This is a genomic window from Sphingobacterium sp. GW821-FHT03E03 (assembly GCF_059420745.1).
Genome location: NZ_JBWKUH010000001.1, coordinates 695,899 through 715,182, shown reverse-complemented (window position 1 = coordinate 715,182; position 19,284 = coordinate 695,899). Strand labels below are relative to the sequence as shown.

General features: G+C 37.7%; 16 protein-coding genes. 8 read left to right on the top strand and 8 right to left on the bottom strand.

Annotated elements, in window-relative coordinates:
* Positions 1 to 5: 5 nt before the first annotated feature.
* Together AC07UV_RS02880 and AC07UV_RS02875 are read right to left on the bottom strand one after the other, a co-directional pair.
* The gene (locus AC07UV_RS02880; RefSeq protein ID WP_495182676.1) at positions 6 to 1,529 is read right to left on the bottom strand and encodes an acyl-CoA dehydrogenase family protein; all 1,524 of its coding nucleotides are present in this window, start codon (positions 1,527 to 1,529) and stop codon (positions 6 to 8) included.
* A 183-nt stretch (positions 1,530 to 1,712) separates the two neighbouring features.
* Positions 1,713 to 2,579 carry a helix-turn-helix domain-containing protein gene (locus AC07UV_RS02875; RefSeq protein WP_077432563.1) on the bottom strand — a complete coding sequence of 289 codons (867 nt, stop codon included), beginning with the start codon at positions 2,577 to 2,579 and terminating at the stop codon, positions 1,713 to 1,715.
* Between the two features lie 378 nt (positions 2,580 to 2,957).
* On the opposite strand from AC07UV_RS02875, the gene AC07UV_RS02870 reads away from it, so the two are divergent.
* Entirely contained in the window at positions 2,958 to 4,166 is a 1,209-nt protein-coding gene (locus AC07UV_RS02870) for an exo-beta-N-acetylmuramidase NamZ family protein (protein ID WP_495182675.1), read from the top strand.
* 110 nt (positions 4,167 to 4,276) lie between these two features.
* Positions 4,277 to 4,459 (top strand): hypothetical protein, encoded by a 183-nt coding sequence (locus AC07UV_RS02865; RefSeq protein WP_495182674.1) that lies wholly within the window; start codon positions 4,277 to 4,279, stop codon positions 4,457 to 4,459.
* Positions 4,460 to 4,487: 28 nt separating this feature from the next.
* Here AC07UV_RS02865 and AC07UV_RS02860 read toward each other — a convergent pair whose 3' ends face one another.
* Together AC07UV_RS02860 and AC07UV_RS02855 are read right to left on the bottom strand one after the other, a co-directional pair.
* The gene (locus AC07UV_RS02860; RefSeq protein WP_282253494.1) at positions 4,488 to 4,838 is read right to left on the bottom strand and encodes a DUF2200 domain-containing protein; all 351 of its coding nucleotides are present in this window, start codon (positions 4,836 to 4,838) and stop codon (positions 4,488 to 4,490) included.
* 63 nt (positions 4,839 to 4,901) lie between these two features.
* On the bottom strand, positions 4,902 to 5,471 hold the full coding sequence (locus AC07UV_RS02855) for a hypothetical protein (RefSeq protein ID WP_495182673.1): 570 nt from the start codon (positions 5,469 to 5,471) through the stop codon (positions 4,902 to 4,904).
* A gap of 227 nt (positions 5,472 to 5,698) precedes the next feature.
* On the opposite strand from AC07UV_RS02855, the gene AC07UV_RS02850 reads away from it, so the two are divergent.
* Complete coding sequence (locus tag AC07UV_RS02850; RefSeq protein ID WP_495182672.1) at positions 5,699 to 6,445, top strand: HesA/MoeB/ThiF family protein; 747 nt, start codon at positions 5,699 to 5,701, stop codon at positions 6,443 to 6,445.
* Positions 6,446 to 6,549: 104 nt separating this feature from the next.
* The gene (locus AC07UV_RS02845) at positions 6,550 to 7,260 is read left to right on the top strand and encodes a hypothetical protein (protein ID WP_495182671.1); all 711 of its coding nucleotides are present in this window, start codon (positions 6,550 to 6,552) and stop codon (positions 7,258 to 7,260) included.
* On the opposite strand, the gene AC07UV_RS02840 is transcribed toward AC07UV_RS02845, so the two are convergent.
* Positions 7,257 to 8,018 (bottom strand): response regulator transcription factor, encoded by a 762-nt coding sequence (locus AC07UV_RS02840; protein ID WP_282253498.1) that lies wholly within the window; start codon positions 8,016 to 8,018, stop codon positions 7,257 to 7,259. The two genes, AC07UV_RS02845 and AC07UV_RS02840, sit on opposite strands and share 4 nt — an antisense overlap.
* An 807-nt stretch (positions 8,019 to 8,825) precedes the next feature.
* Between AC07UV_RS02840 and AC07UV_RS02835 the strand changes: the two genes are divergently transcribed.
* The 3 genes from AC07UV_RS02835 (at position 8,826) to AC07UV_RS02825 (ending at position 16,966) form a co-directional block, all read left to right on the top strand.
* Positions 8,826 to 11,963, top strand: coding sequence for a GH92 family glycosyl hydrolase (locus tag AC07UV_RS02835; protein WP_495182670.1), 3,138 nt, complete (start codon positions 8,826 to 8,828; stop codon positions 11,961 to 11,963).
* 479 nt (positions 11,964 to 12,442) lie between these two features.
* Complete coding sequence (locus tag AC07UV_RS02830) at positions 12,443 to 14,692, top strand: GH92 family glycosyl hydrolase (RefSeq protein ID WP_495182669.1); 2,250 nt, start codon at positions 12,443 to 12,445, stop codon at positions 14,690 to 14,692.
* Positions 14,693 to 14,722: 30 nt separating this feature from the next.
* Positions 14,723 to 16,966, top strand: coding sequence for a GH92 family glycosyl hydrolase (locus tag AC07UV_RS02825; protein ID WP_495182668.1), 2,244 nt, complete (start codon positions 14,723 to 14,725; stop codon positions 16,964 to 16,966).
* A gap of 80 nt (positions 16,967 to 17,046) precedes the next feature.
* Here the strand turns inward: AC07UV_RS02825 and AC07UV_RS02820 are convergent, their stop codons facing one another.
* The 3 genes from AC07UV_RS02820 to AC07UV_RS02810 form a co-directional block, all read right to left on the bottom strand.
* Complete coding sequence (locus AC07UV_RS02820) at positions 17,047 to 17,589, bottom strand: GNAT family N-acetyltransferase (RefSeq protein WP_495182667.1); 543 nt, start codon at positions 17,587 to 17,589, stop codon at positions 17,047 to 17,049.
* 40 nt (positions 17,590 to 17,629) lie between these two features.
* Positions 17,630 to 18,133, bottom strand: coding sequence for a YfbM family protein (locus AC07UV_RS02815; RefSeq protein ID WP_495182666.1), 504 nt, complete (start codon positions 18,131 to 18,133; stop codon positions 17,630 to 17,632).
* Positions 18,134 to 18,225: 92 nt separating this feature from the next.
* Entirely contained in the window at positions 18,226 to 18,459 is a 234-nt protein-coding gene (locus tag AC07UV_RS02810) for a hypothetical protein (RefSeq protein ID WP_120260713.1), read from the bottom strand.
* A gap of 297 nt (positions 18,460 to 18,756) precedes the next feature.
* Between AC07UV_RS02810 and AC07UV_RS02805 the strand changes: the two genes are divergently transcribed.
* On the top strand, positions 18,757 to 19,260 hold the full coding sequence (locus AC07UV_RS02805; RefSeq protein WP_282253505.1) for a hypothetical protein: 504 nt from the start codon (positions 18,757 to 18,759) through the stop codon (positions 19,258 to 19,260).
* The last annotated feature ends 24 nt before the right edge of the window (positions 19,261 to 19,284 follow it).

Below are 19,284 nucleotides of genomic sequence, written 5' to 3'. Positions count from 1 at the left end.
AATTTTTATAAAGAGGTGAAATTCATCCAATCGGCCTTTTCGTCATAGTGCATAAGCGGTTCGGCATTATTGTTATTGGAGAGTTGACCGACCAACATGTACAGATCCATACTAACATGCTGACGGGCAATTTCTGTCATTTTATCATTAAAACCAGCATTATTGATTTGAAGGACATATTGGAAGCAAACAACACGTGCAATTATTTTCCCTAAAGTGACCATCTCGCGTTGCTTAGGTTGAAGCGGGAAGTCGAAATTCAAAATAGAAGAGAAAAATGGAGCGGCTAATTCGGTCGCCGGATTTATTTTCAGGAATGAAAGCAGATTGCTTTCTTTGCTTTTGCGCATCATTTTAGCAATTGCCTCTGCTACTTGTGAATAGAGCATCTCATTGGATCCTTCAAAAATTTGGAAAGGTCTACTATCTACTAAACCACGACCAGCAACATGATCCAATCTATAACCATTTGCTCCAGATAATTGTACACAGATCTGTGCAGATTCGTGCATCAGGTCAGTCACGAGTGCCTTGACACTATTGGCATCTACACTGTGACCAGAAAGATCATTATGAATTGAACTGATTGAACTACTGTATGCACACATCGCTGAACATATCGTAAAAGCAGCCTGCAAACGCGATAACTGAAACTTAACCGAATCGAGTTCGTTCAATGGAATTCCACTAACACGTCTTTCTGTACAATGCTTCATGGCTTCATCCAGCATACGTTTTATGAATCCCATTCCCATGCCAGGAAACTGAAGTCTGCTCCGGTGTAAGGTATCCAACATCAGTTTTATACCAGTGCTCTCTGGTGTTAACCTATTGTCAATGGGTACTTCGATGTCTATTTTATTGATACCATAAGGAATCGCATATAATCCTAAGCTATTGTATTTTTTTGTTACTTCAATCTTTTGTTCTTCGATGGAATTGTCAGTAACAAAGAAATCAATATCACGCACAAGTTCACCATTCTCATTTTTCTTTCGTGCAGTAACGAGCCAAAAGTCAGCAGCACCTGTTAAACCTTGCCAATGTTTTTCTCCGTTAATGCGGTATTTATCTCCATTTTGTTGGTAGGAGGTACGCATATTGAGGGCATCACTACCATAGGCCTGCTCGGTAATCATCAGCCCACCCATGGCTTTATTTTCTAGAAATTGATGGAAAACTTTTTCCTGAAGTAAGGTGTTGCCGTATTTAGCAAAAGGCTCCAAGAATAAAGCGATATTGATCCCGAAGATCAAAGACAGTGACAGTGATTCATAAGACGCCGCCGCAAGCACTCCTAAACACTCTTTTACATGTAGGCCACGGCCACCGTGATGCTCGGGAATAGCAACAGACAATGGTCTCATTGCCATAATTTCGCTTAAAAACTGAGGGGGCAAACCACGTGCTAAACTCAGGTTATTGTAGTCATATTCCGTATGGAATAAATTTGACAATCGCTCTTTGAATTTTCCGATATATAAATCGAAATCTTCGATCTGTTTTTTTTGTCCTAAAACGTTAGACATCGCTAGATATTGATTAAATGATAAAACATTTGCAATAGTAGATGTATACGATATATCCCTTATTTAAGATAGCTGTGATTTACTCCTAACATCCCATCGCTATACAAAAATAATTCATATCGCTGTGATTATTCTGTCCACTTCTGTATAAAAGATAGGATAAATCGTGCATGTCTGAAAATATTAAGTTGCCTTGTTTCGATAAGAAGTAGGGGAAATTCCTACGATTTTTTTGAATAAACGGGAGAAATAAGAAGGATCAGAAAAATCCAGCTCATAACAGATATCGGCAATACTTTTATTTGATTCAAAAAGAAGAAATTGACTATGCATGATAAGTACTTCTAAGATTAGTTCTTTGGAAGACTTTTTGAACACCGAAAATACGCAGCGGTTTAGGTAATTGGTTGACACCGCGAGCCGGTCAGCATAAAAGCCGATATGTTTTTGTTTTTTGAAGTTTTTGTGCACAAGCTGTTTGAACATCATTGCGATTTCCTGCCTTCGGTTGAGTGCTTGATTGGAAGATGATAGCTTGATAATCTTTAGTAAGAGGGATTTTAGTAAACTTTCGAAGAGTTCTTTATAAGGTGATTCAGAAAGTAATTCATTGTACAGCAATTTGAATAGCTCGTTAAGGTCGGTACTATCCTGTGAAGCTAAGTTGAGCAGTGGTGAAATGTTAAAGATATTCAGGATTTCCTGTTCCCGAAATATCGAAGTCATCGCGTTATCGTTGATCAGTACACAATGTCCTTTTGCCGATTTGTCAACAGATTTGATCGTCGAAATATTACCATAGTTGCTAATCAGAATCGCTGGTGCTTTTACCACATATTCTTTTGCACCGATCTTGTGTTTAAAATGGCCCTCTGTTATATGTACAAGGAGATTGTATCCCAAGAAAATGGGCGGTGTAGGGAATTTAATATATGGAGCGATTTCACTGAGCTGGAAGATCTTGACGGGAGATTGCTGGTACCTCAGGTGTTCCAGACTACCCGTCATAAATCGATCTACAAATTCACCCGCATTTACCTGCTTTTCCATTATTGTCCATTATGTTTTTGCAAAACATCAAATTCTCCTATTTTCCGATTAATACTACGCGTTGCAAACCGATTTAACGTAATATCAGGATAATATTTCAAAGGTAATGGGATAAAATAGCTTTGTCAATATAAAATGTATGATGATTTTCAAAAATAGGTACGATATGCTGCCATTGTTGCCAATAGCTACACTCCATGATCATCTCTATGCAAGGGTAAAAAACTAATCGGATTTTCTAACCATTTAAGGCCTGGGCGATAGTTATGATCGATAAAAAATGATTTTGGAAAACGAAGGTTTATCATTAGCTTTAATCTTTAGTAAAATCTGAATCGTTTGTTTCTCAACGACTTTTTTATTATAAACCGAGCGAGTATGAAAATTGTATCTGTTTTTATTTTATTATTTTTTTCTTTTATAGCGGTATGGGCACAAGACCGGATAAAATACTGCAATGATTACATCCAAACCGGTGCAGAGCGAACAGAGCAATATATACCTTACCTCAATGGTAAGCGTGTCGCTATTTTGGGTAATCCATCTACCGTGATCAAGAAAAAACATCTTGTAGATAGTCTACTCGCCAGGGAAATTAAAATCGTAAAAATATTTGGACCTGAACATGGATTTCGCGGAAATGCCAGCAACGGAACGAAAGTGGGGGATGAAGTAGATCCAACAACCAAAATTCCGGTGATCTCACTCTATGGAAATAAAAAGAAGCCTTCGGCGAAAGATCTAAAAGATATTGATGTGTTTATCTTTGATGTGCAAGATATGGGGGTGAGGTTTTACACGAATATTAATACACTTCGGGACATCATGGAGGCCTGTGCCGAAAATGATAAGGAACTCTTGATTTTAGATCGCCCAAATCCAAATGCGTATTTAGTTGATGGCCCTATATTGGATATGAAACATAAATCGGGTATTGGTCAGTTTCCGGTTCCGATTGCTCATGGGATGACAATCGCTGAGTTTGCCCAGATGATTAACGGCGAGGGCTGGATGGCAACGACAAAAAAATGTAAGCTAAAGATCATACCCGTAGCGGGATATAATCATCAAATGTTATACAAGCTTCCGGTTAATCCTTCTCCAAATTTAAACACCGAACAGAGTATTCTACTCTATCCCAGTACTTGTCTTTTTGAAGGTGTAAAGATCAATCATGGAAGGGGGACTGATTATCCCTTTACAGTTTTTGGGAGTCCAGTCTATAAAGGCGCATATCGTTTTTCGTTTACACCGGTGAGTAAAAAAGGAATGAGTGAAACACCACTTTTTATGGATGAAGAATGCTTTGGCTTAGATCTACGTGAATATGATTTGCAGAAGCTGGTGGACAGTAAGAAAATCAATCTCTCCTGGATGCAGGAGCTCTATCGGAATTCTCCTGAAAAAGATAAATTCTTTGATCAGTCATTTTCCAAGCAGATTGGCAGTATAGAAAAATTGGTTGGTGTTGATTCCTTTCGGCGACAGATAGCAGAAGGTATTTCAGAAGAAGAAATTCGAAAAAGCTGGGAGCCTGGATTAACGCATTATAAGGAAATGAGAAAGAAGTATCTTATTTATCCGTAATCTATTTATCCGCACCGGAAGCTGTTGCATGGAATTGCGATTATTCTTACAAATGTGATAGTTGCCAATAACTAGTTTATCGGAACCTTACTCTTTAACCTGAAAAGTAAATGATGTCTGATCGAAAATATTATTGTTGTTATGTAGCTTTTTTATGGGGGCTCATCGCAAATCTAAACCAACTCTATGGGCAACAGTTAGCGCGGAGCCCAGATCGACAGAATTATATCCCCGCTGCTGGTAGTACACTTTATTTTGGAGCTGCAGATGGCGCTGTTTATGCCATTGAATAGCAGCTGTGGGCTTTATTCGAACGTTGATTTATTTTCTTAAAATTTTTTCCATTGACTTGCCTTTCGCCAGTTCATCAATCAGTTTATCTAAATAACGGACTTTTTGAACGAGAGGATCTTCAATATCTTCTATACGATAGCCGCAAATGACACCGGTAATCTTTGTTGCATTGGTGTTGAAATGCGGTGCCTGGCTGAAAAAATGTTCAAAATCGGTTTTGTCGGCGATGATCTGTTGCAGGTCCCGGGTATTATAACCTGTTAACCAAAATATGATTTCATTGACTTCTTCTTTTGTGCGACCTTTTTTTTCTGCTTTTTGTATATAATGTGGATATACTCCAGCAAATGACATGCGATATATTCTAGTATTGTCCATTTTTCTACTGATGATGGTTTGTGGTTTTTGCTAATTTACCATTTTTTTGAATGTAAAATTTCTTTACAATATCATTTTACCTGTTGTTTTATCAAAAGTAATGGTTTTGTTGGCACCTCCATAAAAGAGTGTAATGCGAAGCGTTTTATCCGTTTCCGAACTGAAAATGATGTCTTTTGCACTCCCTATTCTTATGGTTGTCCCGTCATTATTTAATGCATTGTCGGTACAGCTAAAAACCCTTTTTTCAATTATTCCTTTTTTCTCAATTATTTCTAACCAAGGTGGGGATAAAACACTATATCCGACGATTTGTGCACGATAATTTTCGTTTAAATCTTTCGTCATCCGTAGACCGAAAGAAGACATGGACAATACCAATGTGTAAAAGGGTAGCATCATTGGCAAGATGCTACAAATTAACCCCAATATTAATCCAGACAACATAATCTTTGCCAGGATCTTTTTCCAGAAGATTACGATTACAATTATAGTCAGTCCTAGCCACATCCAGAAAAGTATGATGTCACTATAATAGCCGATTAAACTTATCTTTTCCAGGTAGTAAGCGAGCATATCTATACCCAGTAATAGCGTAATGATAATATATAGTATTTGTATTTTACTTTTCATTGTAGTGATTTGTCGTTTAAAATAGGATTTTTTTTGCATAGATTTTAATGGGCTTGTCAAATGATATCATCCGATTACGGTACTAAATATCACAATCGGAGAGCTTATGGTCGCGCCTAGTTCTTGAACTGTTTTTGGACATAGTCTTTAAGATTAATCGGTAAAGACAACATAATAATTTTAAAATTATAGCCTTACCTTTATAGGATACAAAATTGTCTTAAAAAATGAGTTTGAGATACAAACGTAACATCATTCATGTAAAGGAAGAAGAGCAACAAGTTCTAAAGGATTTTCCGATACTGATTGGGGGCTGCGGTATTGGTAGCTATATTGCTGAGTGTCTGTTGCGGATGGGATTTGAAAATTTGATCATTATCGATGGTGATCTTGTGGAACTGACCAATCTTAATCGCCAGAATTATGTAGCGGGAGATATCGGTGTAAATAAAGCTATCGCTTTAAAAGAACGATTGGTGGCCATTAATCCCGATGCAAAGATTACAGCTTATCCTGAATTTCTAAATAAGGGTAATTTGTATAGTCTTGATTTAAATTGTAAAGTGGCTATTAACGCCCTGGATTTTTCCTCCGATATCCCTTTTTTATTTGATGAATACATGGCGCAGAAAAATATCCCTGTTATTCATCCTTACAATTTGGGTTGGGCAGGGTTTTTAACTGTCATTACACCCGATAGTCGTAATTTACGATCTTTAAATGTTGAACATCAAGCGTTTGAGGTGAACGTTGGGAAATATATTGTTGATAGACTACAAGAAAAAAGTATTGATACAGAATGGCTTGAGGATTTTCTTTTAGAATATGGTAAAATAGCAATGGATTCGCCACCTCCACAGTTGTCATTGGGGTTATATCTATTATCTGGAATGGTCTGCCATATTGTGTTTAACATCGCTACAGATAAAGTAATAAAAGTATTTCCTGAATCCTACTATTTGTCTCTAAAATAATAACAGCAGACATATATAAATTCTTCTTATTTCACACTACATGTTGTTGATTTAATAATTTAAAATAAAAGTCCTTATTTTTATAATTCTTGATTTATATCTACATGAATTGGACGTCTGAAGATTATTACTTTACTAAACTTGAGAAAAAAGAGCTTTCAGAGTTTATTCATTTTTATCTAAGTACGACAAGAGAATACTTTAATCTGGATAGTTCTCCTGATGAAGAATACTTTCGCCAATATGAGAATCTGATTCGAGAAGACTTGCTCTTTTTTGATAAATCAATTTATTACGTTTTACGCGATAAAGAAAAACATGCTATCCAAGCCTCCATTCGTATTACTTATTGGGATAGGGAAACTACATTGCCAATTCAACAGTTATTTGCAATAAAAAAAGAAGATCTATTGATTCCAGATATTGATCATTTTTGGCATATAGGTCGTTTCATTATTTCACAAAAAATTACTGGACAGCGCATCAGTGTGCTTAAAAAGATGCTTTTTGATGCATTTTTCCCTCCATTTTACTTTGAAAATGGATTAATTATTGCAGAATGTGATAAGAAATTGGTTCGTACATTATTTAATTTAGGTATACCTTCTTACCAACTAGGCATACCAATTATTTATTTATATTCGGAAACACTACCTATTTATATAAAAACAACATGGCTGGAGTCTTTTATAGAAAAGAACAAATTGGCACAGTATTGTTTTAGTAATACGATAGACGCTCACAAAATCCTTGACACAGGGAAAAAAATACCTATACATAAGAATACTAAAGATGAAGATATAGAGTCTTATTAAAATAAAGACTGCTCAATTGCTAAAGCTGTGGCCTCAGTGATACTTTTTACTTTTAGTTTGGAAAATATTTGTTTTTTGTGAAATTTTATCGTGTCTATAGAAACGTAAAGTTTATCTGCTATCTGATCCATAGTTAACCCTTGCGCAGAAAATAGAAGAATATCTTTTTCTCGGGGCTTAAGTTTAACATGCGGTGCTTCGACCCAACGATCTTTTTCCAAATTGTACTCAAATTGTTTTCCGTTCTCATCGGACTTGAATTTAATATTTCCTGCATTAGCGTGTGAAGAAATAGAAACAACACAAAGCGCTATCCAAGGATTTGAAGATTTATCTAAAAGTATTGGCTTAAGTTTGTGATTTATCAATAAGGGTTTTCCATTCGATTGTTTCAAATGGAAATCGTAGGATATGGAATGTTTTAATCTCTCTTCTTTCGAAAGATTTTCAAAAAAATCGAATCCGACATCGTTTATTTTTTTTAATAGATGTATGTCCTGTTCTGGTACATTATCAAAATAATGTTGATAACCTTTCTTTAAAACTTCGGCAGGGGAGTTTCCACATAGGAAGATGGGGTTGTCAGACACAAACAAAAAGCTCTTTTTAGAGTAGTCGATTAAATATATACTTTGATAGGTTAATCTGCTTAAAGATTTCGCGAAATTAATAAAAGCATCTATGATCTCATAATCATCTTTGCTAAAGGTATCTTTAACGTGTACAGGCTTAAAAAAATCTTCAATCTCAATCTTCATAGTATTAATGGCAAAAATGATCTATTATCGCTTTGAAATTTCCAATTAAACTAATATTATTTCTGTTCGCAAATTACAAAAATAACAATCCAGTCTAAAGTAATTAACGAAAAATAGGCTTTTCTGACCTTTCTACGTCTATTTAGAGCGTTGGTTAAAAGAGCACCTAATTTTTTCATTAAATCCTTATGACATAATGGGATAATATCCTACACAAATGGGTAGAATATCATTCCCCTTGATAAAATGTAGTATTTTAGTTTCTATCTTTAATATTGTCAAAGCAATTTAAAATTATATAAATATAGTCTATTGGATTCAAAATATCCAATGGTATGTCTTGCTTTATGTAGGATTTTAGTAAAGATCGTAATGCAATGACACCTTTGAAGAAAACTTATTCCTAATATCTCTCCTAATTATTTCAATTTTTGATTCAACCTGACTACGCTAAGTGATCCTTAATTCGATTGTGTTATGAAGTATTACAAGTACTTTAAATAGAATTCTTGTATATAATAATATGTATGTACATTTATATTCTATTGCTTGGTATTTATTGTTTTTTATAGTAATATTGTATGCTTAATCTAATTTTTTGTGCTTTTACTTCTGTTTTTAAGCTGCTTTATTGTTTTTTTATAATGTATATACAATATTGAAATTATTGATAGTTTGAATAATTTTGAGATGGTTTTTCTTTATGCATTTTAATTTGGAGGTGGGATGATAAATTTAAACATGTAAAAGAACTGAATACTTGGATAGGCATTTATAGCATACTTTTTATTATAAAATCCATCAATTATGAAAATGCATTTCCCCATTTCCGTTTTCACCAGCTTACTGTTAATGACAGGACAGCTTGTTTCGGGGCAAGAAAATACCATTTGGCAACTGGGCAGTTCCGATGGCTCCAGCAGAGAATTCGCCCTGGCTCCACATGATTATAAGAAATTTCTGGAACATGATTTTGGCTACGAAGACAATTACTTTGTAGTCGGGCAATCTTCGTTGTCAAGAGATTTGCCTTATGTGTTACCCGGACCTGCCAATGGATGGGGTGGGACTGGCGGAACCTCTGGCCTAAGAACCCATTTTTTGAATTTATACAGCGTATTAAGTGGTCAAGTTGAAAATGGGAAATGGGCTCTGGAAGTAAAATTAGCAAATAGTGATCCTCAAAATAAACCGACCTTACAAATCGCAATCAATGGTAAATCTTATAATTACGAACTGAAGAATGGGGACGGATCCGTTGATCCAGTAGGTACAGGTTCAAAGTCTGGGGCTTCTACGATACGGATAACATTACCCGAACATATTATTGCGGAGGGGGTTAACCAGTTTACGCTTACTGTAATAAAGGGAGGGTGGGTTGAGTTTGACTCCTTTAAACTATTGGGTCCCCAACAGGTGAAATTGTTGAGAGATTACACTTCAATAATTAAAGGGGTACGGCAGTCGGATTTTGAATTGAAAAATGGAAACGAGCGCATACAGTATATGCTCGTTGATCTATTGAAATTGAAAGATGATGAACGTATAAAAGTGTTGCTGGATGGAAGAAAAATCTATGATAAAACTCATGAGAAGGGCTTATCTCGACTTGAGATTCCAATGCCTTATGCATCGAAAGAGGTACGGAGTAAATATGCAATATATATCAACGATAAACTAATTCAAACATCTTCTATAAAACGATCTCCAAAAAGATTGGGTGGGGTTTCGGATTATGTCAACACTATGATAGGGGCTGCGCATTCTAGATGGATGCTGGCACCGGGACCGTGGATGCCATTTGGAATGGTAAAGATTAGTCCCGATAATCAGAATATTGGCTGGCAGGCTGGTTATGAACCTTCAATAGAATCTATTGGTACATTTAGCCATATACACGAATGGACAATGGCTGGACTGGGCACATTTCCAACAGCAGGCCAATTGAAGACCAGTGTCGGAGACCAATATAGTACGCATTCAGGTTACCGTTCGGCAATAGATAAGGCAAGTGAACAGGCTCCATTGGGGTACTATTCCGTTCATCTTCTTGACCAGGATATTGACGCAAAGCTAACCGCAGGAACACGGTCCAGTTTCCAGAAATATACTTATCATAAATCAGATACTGGACGTATTATGATTGATCTTAAAGTGAACGGAGAATATGATTATAAGATCAAAGATCTCTCACTCAAAAAGGTCTCTGATTATAAGGTTATTGGCTACAGTAACCAATTGTCCGAAAATGTCTGGTCTACCGATGCGAAACAAGATTATGTTGTCTATTTTGTCATGGAATTTGATAAGCCGATTATCAATTTCGGAACTTGGCATAATGGTCGCATAACAGATCAGTCTGATCTGGTTGCCGACAGTGCTCAATCCGCTGGTATGTATGTAGAATTCGATGTTCGTAAAAACAAGGAAGTGCAGCTGCGGACTGGGATTTCCTATGTCAGTATAGCCAATGCTGCAGAAAATTTGAAAACAGAACTTTCAGATCCATTTGGATGGTCTTTTGAACGTGTGGTCGCCAACCAACATCGGGTGTGGAATGAATTATTGGGGCGCCTAGAGATAAAGAGTAATGACTATTTGGAAAAAGAGAAGTTTTATACAAATATGTATCGTACCCTGGCCAGCCGTAATACTTTTAGCGACGTCAATGGGCAATGGCGGTCTTCTGATGAGACGATCAGAACGATGAAACATCCGGGGGACCTTGCCCTTGGCTGTGATGCATTTTGGAATACCTTCTGGAATTTAAATCAATTCTGGAATCTGGTTACACCGGAATGGTCGAATAAATGGGTGCGGTCGCAATTGGCTATGTATGATGCCGACGGTTGGTTGGCAAAAGGTCCTGCTGGGATGGAATATATTCCAGTGATGGTTGCTGAACACGAGATTCCTTTGATCGTAGGGGCCTATCAAATGGGAATACGTGATTACGATGTCACAAAGGCATTTGAAGCGATCAAGAAAATGCAGACAACAAGTCCGCTGAAATTTGAAGGTGGCTTTGCCGGTAACCGGGATCTGGATGTTTATCTGAAGTATAAGTATGTGCCTTATGACCTTGGTCGTTTCTCAAATTCCCTGGAGTATAGTTTTGACGATTGGACTGTAGGACAATTTGCAAAGTCCTTGGGAAAGGAAAAGGAATACAATTATTTTAATGATAGAGGTAGCTGGTGGAAGAATGCGATAGATGTTAAAAGTGGTTATGCGAGGATGAAAGATGCCAAGGGGGAATGGTACCGGGACTTTGATCCATTTAAATCTGGAGCCAATCATCATTATGTTGAAGGAAATGCATGGCAGTTGACATTCTTTGTACCTCAGGATATCCCAGCATTAGCTAAAATGATTGGTGAGGATGTGTTTCTAAAGCGTTTGGAATGGGGATTCGGAGAAAGTGAAAAATGGCGGTATAATGGACCAAATGATCAATACTGGGATTATCCGGTTGTTCAGGGAAATCAACAGTCTATGCATTTTGCTTATATTTTTAACTGGTTGAACAAACCATGGCTTACACAAAAATGGAGCCGGTCTATCGGTGAACGCTATTACGGACAGGGTATTTCTAACGCTTACCTGGGTGATGAGGATCAAGGACAGATGAGCGCTTGGTATATCATGAATGCAATAGGATTATTTCAGCTAGACGGAGGGACGCGAACAAAGCCAATTTATGAAATTGGTAGTCCATCTTTTGAAGAAATTAAAATTAAGTTGGGACGGCAATATGGTCGAGGAGATCAATTCACTATTAAAGCTAAAAATGCGAGCAAAAAGAATATGTATGTGCAGGGCGCAACTTTAAACGGTAAACCTCTGCAGACATTCTATTTTGACGCTGCGGAATTGCTAAAAGGAGGTGAATTAGTTTTGGAAATGGGGGATAAGCCGAATATGCAATGGGGCGTGTCGCATTAATCATGTATCACTGAGATGGACTTTAATGGGATATGATATCTTTAGATTGCAGTTTTCCGCATCGAACAGTACTGTTTGTTAAAGTTTGGTTAAACATAGAAGGACAGAATAACAAAGCTCGGGGAATGGCGTTATCAATGTAGTTTTCATAATTTAGGTTAATAATTGGTTAGTTAGTAAAAATCCTGAAGTTCCCCGCTTCAGGATTTTTTGTTGAATGATCTTTCTTCTTGGATATAACAAGCATTAGCGGCTGTATTTTGATATTATTACCTTACTTTAAGATACCTAGGGGCATGATGAATTTGCGTCTGTTTTTAGTCTTGCTAAATCCTATTAACATTGTAAAATGATAGATATAACTGCTGTCGATATTTGTAAATCTTTGGTATTATCTGTAGTATTGTGACTACACTTAAAAATGTGCAATCTACTGCTCACTGTATCAGAAAAAAGTAGATTGTCTTTATCAAGATGATATGATCAAGTTTATCCGTTATTTTATTTTGGGATTATTTGTTTGGGAGCAAGCGTCTGCGCAAAAACTACCGACCGACTATGTCAATCCTTTTATTGGTACCAGTAACTATGGTACGACCAATCCCGGTGCTCAGGTACCCCATGGTTTAATGAATGTGTCTCCCTTTAATGTGATGGGGTCATCACTTAATGCCTTCGATAAGGATGCACGTTGGTGGTCTACACCTTACGAACATAGCAATAGCTATTTTACCGGTTTTTCACATGTCAATCTGAGTGGTGTAGGCTGTCCCGATATGGGAAGCTTGTTACTGATGCCAACCGCTGGGAAACTAGAAGTTGACTACCACCAATATGGAAGTACTTATACACAGGAAGAGGCTCATCCGGGTTATTATAGTAATGTGTTAAAAAAATACGGTATCAAAACAGAGACATCCGCAACTGCTCGTGTGGGTGTCTCTAAATTTACTTTCCCTAAAGGGCAGGCTAATATTCTACTCAATTTAGGCGAGGGGCTGACGAATGAAACTGGTGCCACAGTTCGTTATGTCAGTGATACGGAACTTGAAGGTTCGAAATTATTAGGTTCGTTCTGTTATACCAACAATCAGGCTGTATATCCGATTTTCTTCGTGATGCGAGTGAATAAAAAGCCCGCAAAGAAAGGTTATTGGAAATTTCAGCGTGCCGGTGAAAAATGGGAGAATGATTGGAATAAAGATGCTGGCAAATACAAGATTTTTACCGATTATTCGAGCCAATTGTCTGGAGACGATCTTGGGGCATTCTTGAGTTTCGACGTTCAGGAAAATGAGAGCTTAGAAGTACAGTTGGCGGTATCTTTCGTAAGCGTTGAAAATGCACGAAAAAATCTGGAGGCCGAGCAACCTAGTTTTGGATTTGAGCGGATCAGAACGCAAGCTTCATCTTTGTGGAATAATGAATTATCAAGAATTCAGGTTGAAGGAGGTACCGAGGATCAAAAAACGGTATTTTATACGGCTATGTATCATGCCATGATTCATCCAAATATTTTACAGGATGTTAACGGCGAATATCCGGCTATGGAAAATAGAAAGACCCTTGTCGCGGATCATAATCGTTATACCGTATTCTCTTTATGGGATACGTACAGAAATGTACAGCCGCTCATGTCGTTGGTCTATCCAGATAAACAGATTGGAATGATTCGTTCCATGATTGATATTTATAAAGAAAATGGATGGATGCCTAAGTGGGAGCTTTATAGCCGTGAAAGCTATACCATGGACGGTGATCCAGCAGTACCTGTGATCGTAGATGCTTGGATGAAAGGCATTCGGGACTATGATATCAATACGGCTTATGAGGCTTTTTTGAAGTCGGCGACAACGACGGATTCTACGAATCGAATCCGTCCGGACAATGCCGATTATGTCAAGTATGGTTATGTTCCTCTTCGCGATTCTTTTGACAATTCAGTTTCCCATGCGATTGAGTACTATGTTGCTGATTGGAATTTAGCGCAGTTGGCCAACTCGTTGGGAAAAACTAAAGATGCACAAACTTTTGGTAAGAGAGCACAAGGGTACAAGCATTACTATTCTCCAGAATATGGAACATTTAGACCTATTCTTCCCAATGGATCGTTTTTGACACCTTTCAATCCATTGATGGGGGCTAATTTTGAACCTAACCATGGATTCCATGAAGGGAATGCCTGGAATTATAGTTTTGCGATACCATTTGATATCCCTGGTTTAGTTCAACTGATGGGCGGTAAGAAAAAATTTGTGGACAAATTGCAGGCCACCTTTGATAAGGGTTATTTTGATGTTACCAACGAGCCTGACATGCTTTATCCACATGTTTTTTCGGAAATAAAAGGTGAGGAATGGCGTACACAAAAATTGGTTAAGCAAATTCTGGATAAACATTTTACGAATAGTCCCGGTGGGATCCCAGGCAATGATGATACAGGAACAATGTCGACTTGGGCTTTAATGAATATGATGGGGATTTATCCTTTTTGTCCCGGCAGACCAGATTATACGATCGTGACTCCGGTATTTGACAAGGTAACTATTCAACTTGATAAAAAGTATTATCCTAAGTCTGATCGTGTGACCATTAGACGCCAAAAAGAGGGCAATGGAGAATTTATCAAAGAAATTATCGTCGATGGAAAGCCATTAGGAGGTTTTAAGATAAGTCATCAAGTTTTGGTCAATAGTAAAGATATACTGATTGTTACCGGAGACAGATAAATCACACAGATTAAAGAAGCTATCTACATTATGAAATATATGAAATACCTGGCATGCGCAGGTTTATTGGGAATACTGAGCTGTGCCTCACAGCAGGATTCGGCTGAAGGTTCCTATGCAAAATCGGTCAATCCTTTTATAGGGACAGATTTTACGGGTAACACCTATCCCGGAGCACAATCGCCCTTTGGTATGGTACAATTGAGTCCGGATAATGGATTGCCCGGTTGGGATCGTATTTCGGGTTATTTTTATCCCGATAGCACGATTTCGGGCTTTAGTCATACCCATTTAAGTGGGACGGGAGCTGGGGATCTATATGATATATCGTTTATGCCAGTTACATTGCCTTATCATGAAGCCGCGGCACCTTTGGGTATTCATTCCAAGTTTTCGCATCAAAACGAACAGGCATATGCGGGGTACTATAAAGTAAAGCTGACAGACTATAATATCGATGTAGAACTAACGGCAACCCCACGTTGTGGTATCCAACGTTATACATTCCCTGACGCTCAATCGGCTATTTTTTTGGATTTAAAAAAAGCAATGAACTGGGATGCCACGACAGATTCATACATCGAGGTGGTCGATTCAGTCACTGTACGCGGCTACCGGTTTTCAGAAGGTTGGGCCAGAGGGCAACGTGTCTATTTTGAAACCCGATTTTCAAAGCCGTTTACTGCAGTTCACATAGATAGCTCGGCAATACAGTCAAGTGTTGATAGCATAACAAAAACGACCAAACGTATTGGTACGGCTTTCAAAGCACGTTTTGATTTTAAAACATCTACTGGTGAACAAGTAACGATTAGTACAGCTCTTTCGGGGGTAAGTATGGATGGCGCTTCCAAAAACCTGAAAGCTGAGGTGCCAACAGATGATTTTGATCACTATTTAAAACAAGCTGAAAGTAGCTGGAATAAAGAGCTTGGTAAGATTGCTATTCAGACTGTAGATAAAGAAGCTAAAGTAAAGTTCTATACAGCATTGTACCATTCGATGTTGGCTCCAACTATATTTGGAGATGTAGATGGCGCTTATTTTGGCGCGGATAGAAAAATACATCAGGCCGAAGGTTGGACCAATTACAGTACTTTTTCGCTCTGGGATACCTACCGTGCTTCACATCCTCTATTTACTTATCTTGATCCAAATCGGGTAAATGATATGGTGAAATCATTTATTGCATTTTACGAACAGCATGGTCGCTTGCCGGTATGGAATATCTATGGCAGTGAAACTGATATGATGATTGGCAATCATGCAATCCCAGTTATTGTGGATGCTTATCTGAAAGGAATAGGTGATTTTGATGTCAATAAAGCACTGGAAGCTTGTGTAGCAACAGCAAACATAGACAACTACAGAGGTATTGGATTGTATAAAAAGCTGGGTTATGTACCTTATGATGTTGCGGATAAACACAATGCGGAGAACTGGTCTTTGTCACGCACACTCGAATATGCATTTGATGATCATTGTGTTGCGGTTATGGCGGATAAGATGGGGAATAAGGCGGTGGCAACTACGTTTTTTGCAAGAGCAAAAAATTATAAAAATGTCTATAATTCCGCAACATCATTTATGCAACCCCGTGACAGTCATGGTGCTTTTGTAACACCATTTGATCCAGAAGAATACAGTGCACATATCTGTGAAAGCAATGCTTGGCAATACTTCTGGTCTGTTCAACACGATATCCCGGGATTGATTGATCTCGTTGGCGGAAATGAGCGCTTTGGGCAGAAATTGGATAGTATGTTTACCTTCCATCCATCAGACACCAGTAAACTGCCTATCTTCAGTACGGGCATGATCGGACAATATGCGCATGGAAATGAACCAAGTCATCACGCTATATATTTGTTTAATGCGATTGGGCAACCATGGAAAACACAGCAATATGCTGCTGAGGTGATGGAAAAACTCTATCTAAATAATCCGTCAGGGTTAAGTGGGAATGACGATTGCGGACAGATGTCTGCTTGGTATGTATTCAGTGCGCTGGGTTTTTATCCAGTAGATCCAGTGAGCGGAAGGTATGAAATCGGTACACCATTGTTTGAACATAGCGAATTTAAACTTGCGAATGGGAAAAAATTTACTATCAAGGCAAATCACGTAAATAAAACCAATATTTACATACAGTCGGTTACTTTGGATGGAAAGCCTCTTGAAACAAGTTATATCACACATGAGCAGATCATGTCTGGAGCTACCCTTGTTTTCCAAATGGGAAGCAAGCCTGGTCCGGTGTGGTACAAAAAATAGTCAGAAGCGATATCATTGTGTTTGTCGAGAAAACCTCCAATAAGTTAACAGTTATTGGAGGTTTTTAGTGAATAGCAATACTATTCAATGTTTTTATAAAAGTAGGTTGTACTACAGGGGGCACCATTAGGAAAAAGTGCATAATTTGGAATGTTTCCCACGACCTTCCAGCCGCGTTTTAAATACAAAGCATAAGCTGGGCTATCTGTTACAGTATCTAACACCAGTAGTGATTTTCTCATTTTTTTCGCAATTAATTCAAGATGTTGCAATAGATTTTCCGCTATACCAAGACGTCGAAAAGCGGAATGCACCAACATTTTTGCCACGTCCGCCCGATGAGGCTGATTTTGTGGAAGGTCTATTTGTAATTGCACGGTTCCAACGATCTGGTCCGACGAGGCGTCTTTTGCAACAAGAAGCACTGTTTTTTCTTGCTGGACCTTTGCCAGGACATTGTTCCAGAATTCACTTGCTTTTTCTTCGCTTAAGGCCTGCATAAATCCCACTGAGGCCCCTCCTTGGACAACATCCAATGTTAATGCCACCAAGTCAGAAACGACTGTGTTATTTACTTCCTTTAATTCTTCAATGTGGATACTTCTCTTATCAGAGATATGCATAGTTATTTTATGGTTTTTATTGGCGTGAAATAATTGCTCTTTAATTGAGAAATAGGATTACTGCTTCATGATGCAGGGCGGCCATATGATAAAATGTTTTTAGGTCTTCGAAGTATTGAAGAAGATAATCTAATGCATTTTCATCATCCCAGATATCTGGGTATATATCTTTTTCAAGCATGGTGGCCGAGTCGAAACGTTGCGTTAATTCATAAATAGAAATTTCCTGTAACGCTAAATCAATCTGTCTAGTTTGTTCTATATCTGTATAGGTTGCTGGGCCATATCCCATATCCTGATTGCGATCGATGTCATTGGGACCAACTAATAGCCAGGATAACGGTGGAGCGGCTTGATCGTATGTGCCGATTGATTCTCCTGTCAATAAAAAGAAAATACCTTCCCAAGCTTTGTCAATATCTATTAAATTGTTCAAATGTATAGCTTCTTTGCTATATACCATTTTTCTTAATGAATGACTATCAGTGAGAAAACTATTCAATGTTTCCAAATTGACCCGGAGGAAATTTTGTATCATGCTCATGATCTTTCGATTTTGGTTGACTGCTTTTTATTTTCTGTTTACAGAAGGATGTAACACTGTTGATTGCATTGAAAATATGACCTGGAGAAATATTAATTATTGCTCCGTGTAAATGCAAAATAAATAACATATAGCCAGCCCAAGATGCCATGAATCAGCGCCCAGAGAATAGACTTGTTACGATCCCAAGAAGTAACGACGGCAATTACAGAACCAAGTCCAATTCCGGATTGCGTAATTGTTTGGGTGGTTGAACGGCTAATTTCTTGTCCGAAAACCATGCTCGACATTCCGATGAACATGATCAATAAAGCTAGTTGTTTCATAGTGTTTTATTCAGTTCTTTTCGTTTTTGATTCCTCATCGATTTTCTTGATTCGTCTAAAATTAACGGTCTTCTAATCTAGTCTATATTCTTTTTCTAAGTTCCGTAATTCTTCCTTAAGAAACAAGCTGTTGCCCTTGACTAGTTTTATAGTATTTGCTAATCGGGTAATTATCGGTGCTATTGTTTGCGGTAAAATTGTACCCAAATGATAGCGAATCTTAAAAAACATGCAACGAATATTAACTGTCTTAAAGAGCCTGTTTTGAAAATACGTTATTTGTTAAAAAATAGAGATATGAGAATTATTATTTTGACATTAATCATCAGTACATTCGCATTGACATCCTGTGGTGGTAATTTGGACTTCGGATATAATGAGAAGATTGCCGGTCTTTTCTATAGTTGTAAAGAAAAGTTGGATGAAAGCTACAATAAATTGTTGGAAGGAGAATATGATGCAGATAAAACGGATGAATTATCCTACGAAATGAAGCTAAAAGAGGTACAGGCGCTGAGCAGCTATGTCAAAGGAATAAAGAGTGAAGTCAATGCATTAAAGCCTAGTGAAGCGGCTACAGGCTTCCATTTGACTACAATAGCTTACATGACGAGAATTGCGGATGGTTATGGTACGTTGTTGGTCAAATATGTGGATGAGCAGAAAAAAGGTGCTAGACAGGCCTTATTACGAGATATTACGGATGAAAAAGCTAAAATAGCAGTCTTGGCAGATACTTGTTTGGAGAAACAGGTTGAGTTTTTAAATAAGGTGGGGATAAAGGCTGCTGCTGCGCAATAAGATAATCAATGAAACATAATTTTT

Coding starts and splice junctions, on each gene's coding strand:
- AC07UV_RS02875 (WP_077432563.1), bottom strand. CDS start 2,579: ATGGAAAAGCAGGTAAATGCGGGTGAATTTGTAGATCGATTTATGACG.
- AC07UV_RS02850 (WP_495182672.1), top strand. CDS start 5,699: ATGAGTTTGAGATACAAACGTAACATCATTCATGTAAAGGAAGAAGAG.
- AC07UV_RS02845 (WP_495182671.1), top strand. CDS start 6,550: ATGAATTGGACGTCTGAAGATTATTACTTTACTAAACTTGAGAAAAAA.
- AC07UV_RS02860 (WP_282253494.1), bottom strand. CDS start 4,838: ATGGACAATACTAGAATATATCGCATGTCATTTGCTGGAGTATATCCA.
- AC07UV_RS02815 (WP_495182666.1), bottom strand. CDS start 18,133: ATGAGCATGATACAAAATTTCCTCCGGGTCAATTTGGAAACATTGAAT.
- AC07UV_RS02820 (WP_495182667.1), bottom strand. CDS start 17,589: ATGCATATCTCTGATAAGAGAAGTATCCACATTGAAGAATTAAAGGAA.
- AC07UV_RS02810 (WP_120260713.1), bottom strand. CDS start 18,459: ATGAAACAACTAGCTTTATTGATCATGTTCATCGGAATGTCGAGCATG.
- AC07UV_RS02805 (WP_282253505.1), top strand. CDS start 18,757: ATGAGAATTATTATTTTGACATTAATCATCAGTACATTCGCATTGACA.
- AC07UV_RS02835 (WP_495182670.1), top strand. CDS start 8,826: ATGAAAATGCATTTCCCCATTTCCGTTTTCACCAGCTTACTGTTAATG.
- AC07UV_RS02865 (WP_495182674.1), top strand. CDS start 4,277: ATGATGTCTGATCGAAAATATTATTGTTGTTATGTAGCTTTTTTATGG.
- AC07UV_RS02830 (WP_495182669.1), top strand. CDS start 12,443: ATGATCAAGTTTATCCGTTATTTTATTTTGGGATTATTTGTTTGGGAG.
- AC07UV_RS02870 (WP_495182675.1), top strand. CDS start 2,958: ATGAAAATTGTATCTGTTTTTATTTTATTATTTTTTTCTTTTATAGCG.
- AC07UV_RS02825 (WP_495182668.1), top strand. CDS start 14,723: ATGAAATATATGAAATACCTGGCATGCGCAGGTTTATTGGGAATACTG.
- AC07UV_RS02880 (WP_495182676.1), bottom strand. CDS start 1,529: ATGTCTAACGTTTTAGGACAAAAAAAACAGATCGAAGATTTCGATTTA.
- AC07UV_RS02840 (WP_282253498.1), bottom strand. CDS start 8,018: ATGAAGATTGAGATTGAAGATTTTTTTAAGCCTGTACACGTTAAAGAT.
- AC07UV_RS02855 (WP_495182673.1), bottom strand. CDS start 5,471: ATGAAAAGTAAAATACAAATACTATATATTATCATTACGCTATTACTG.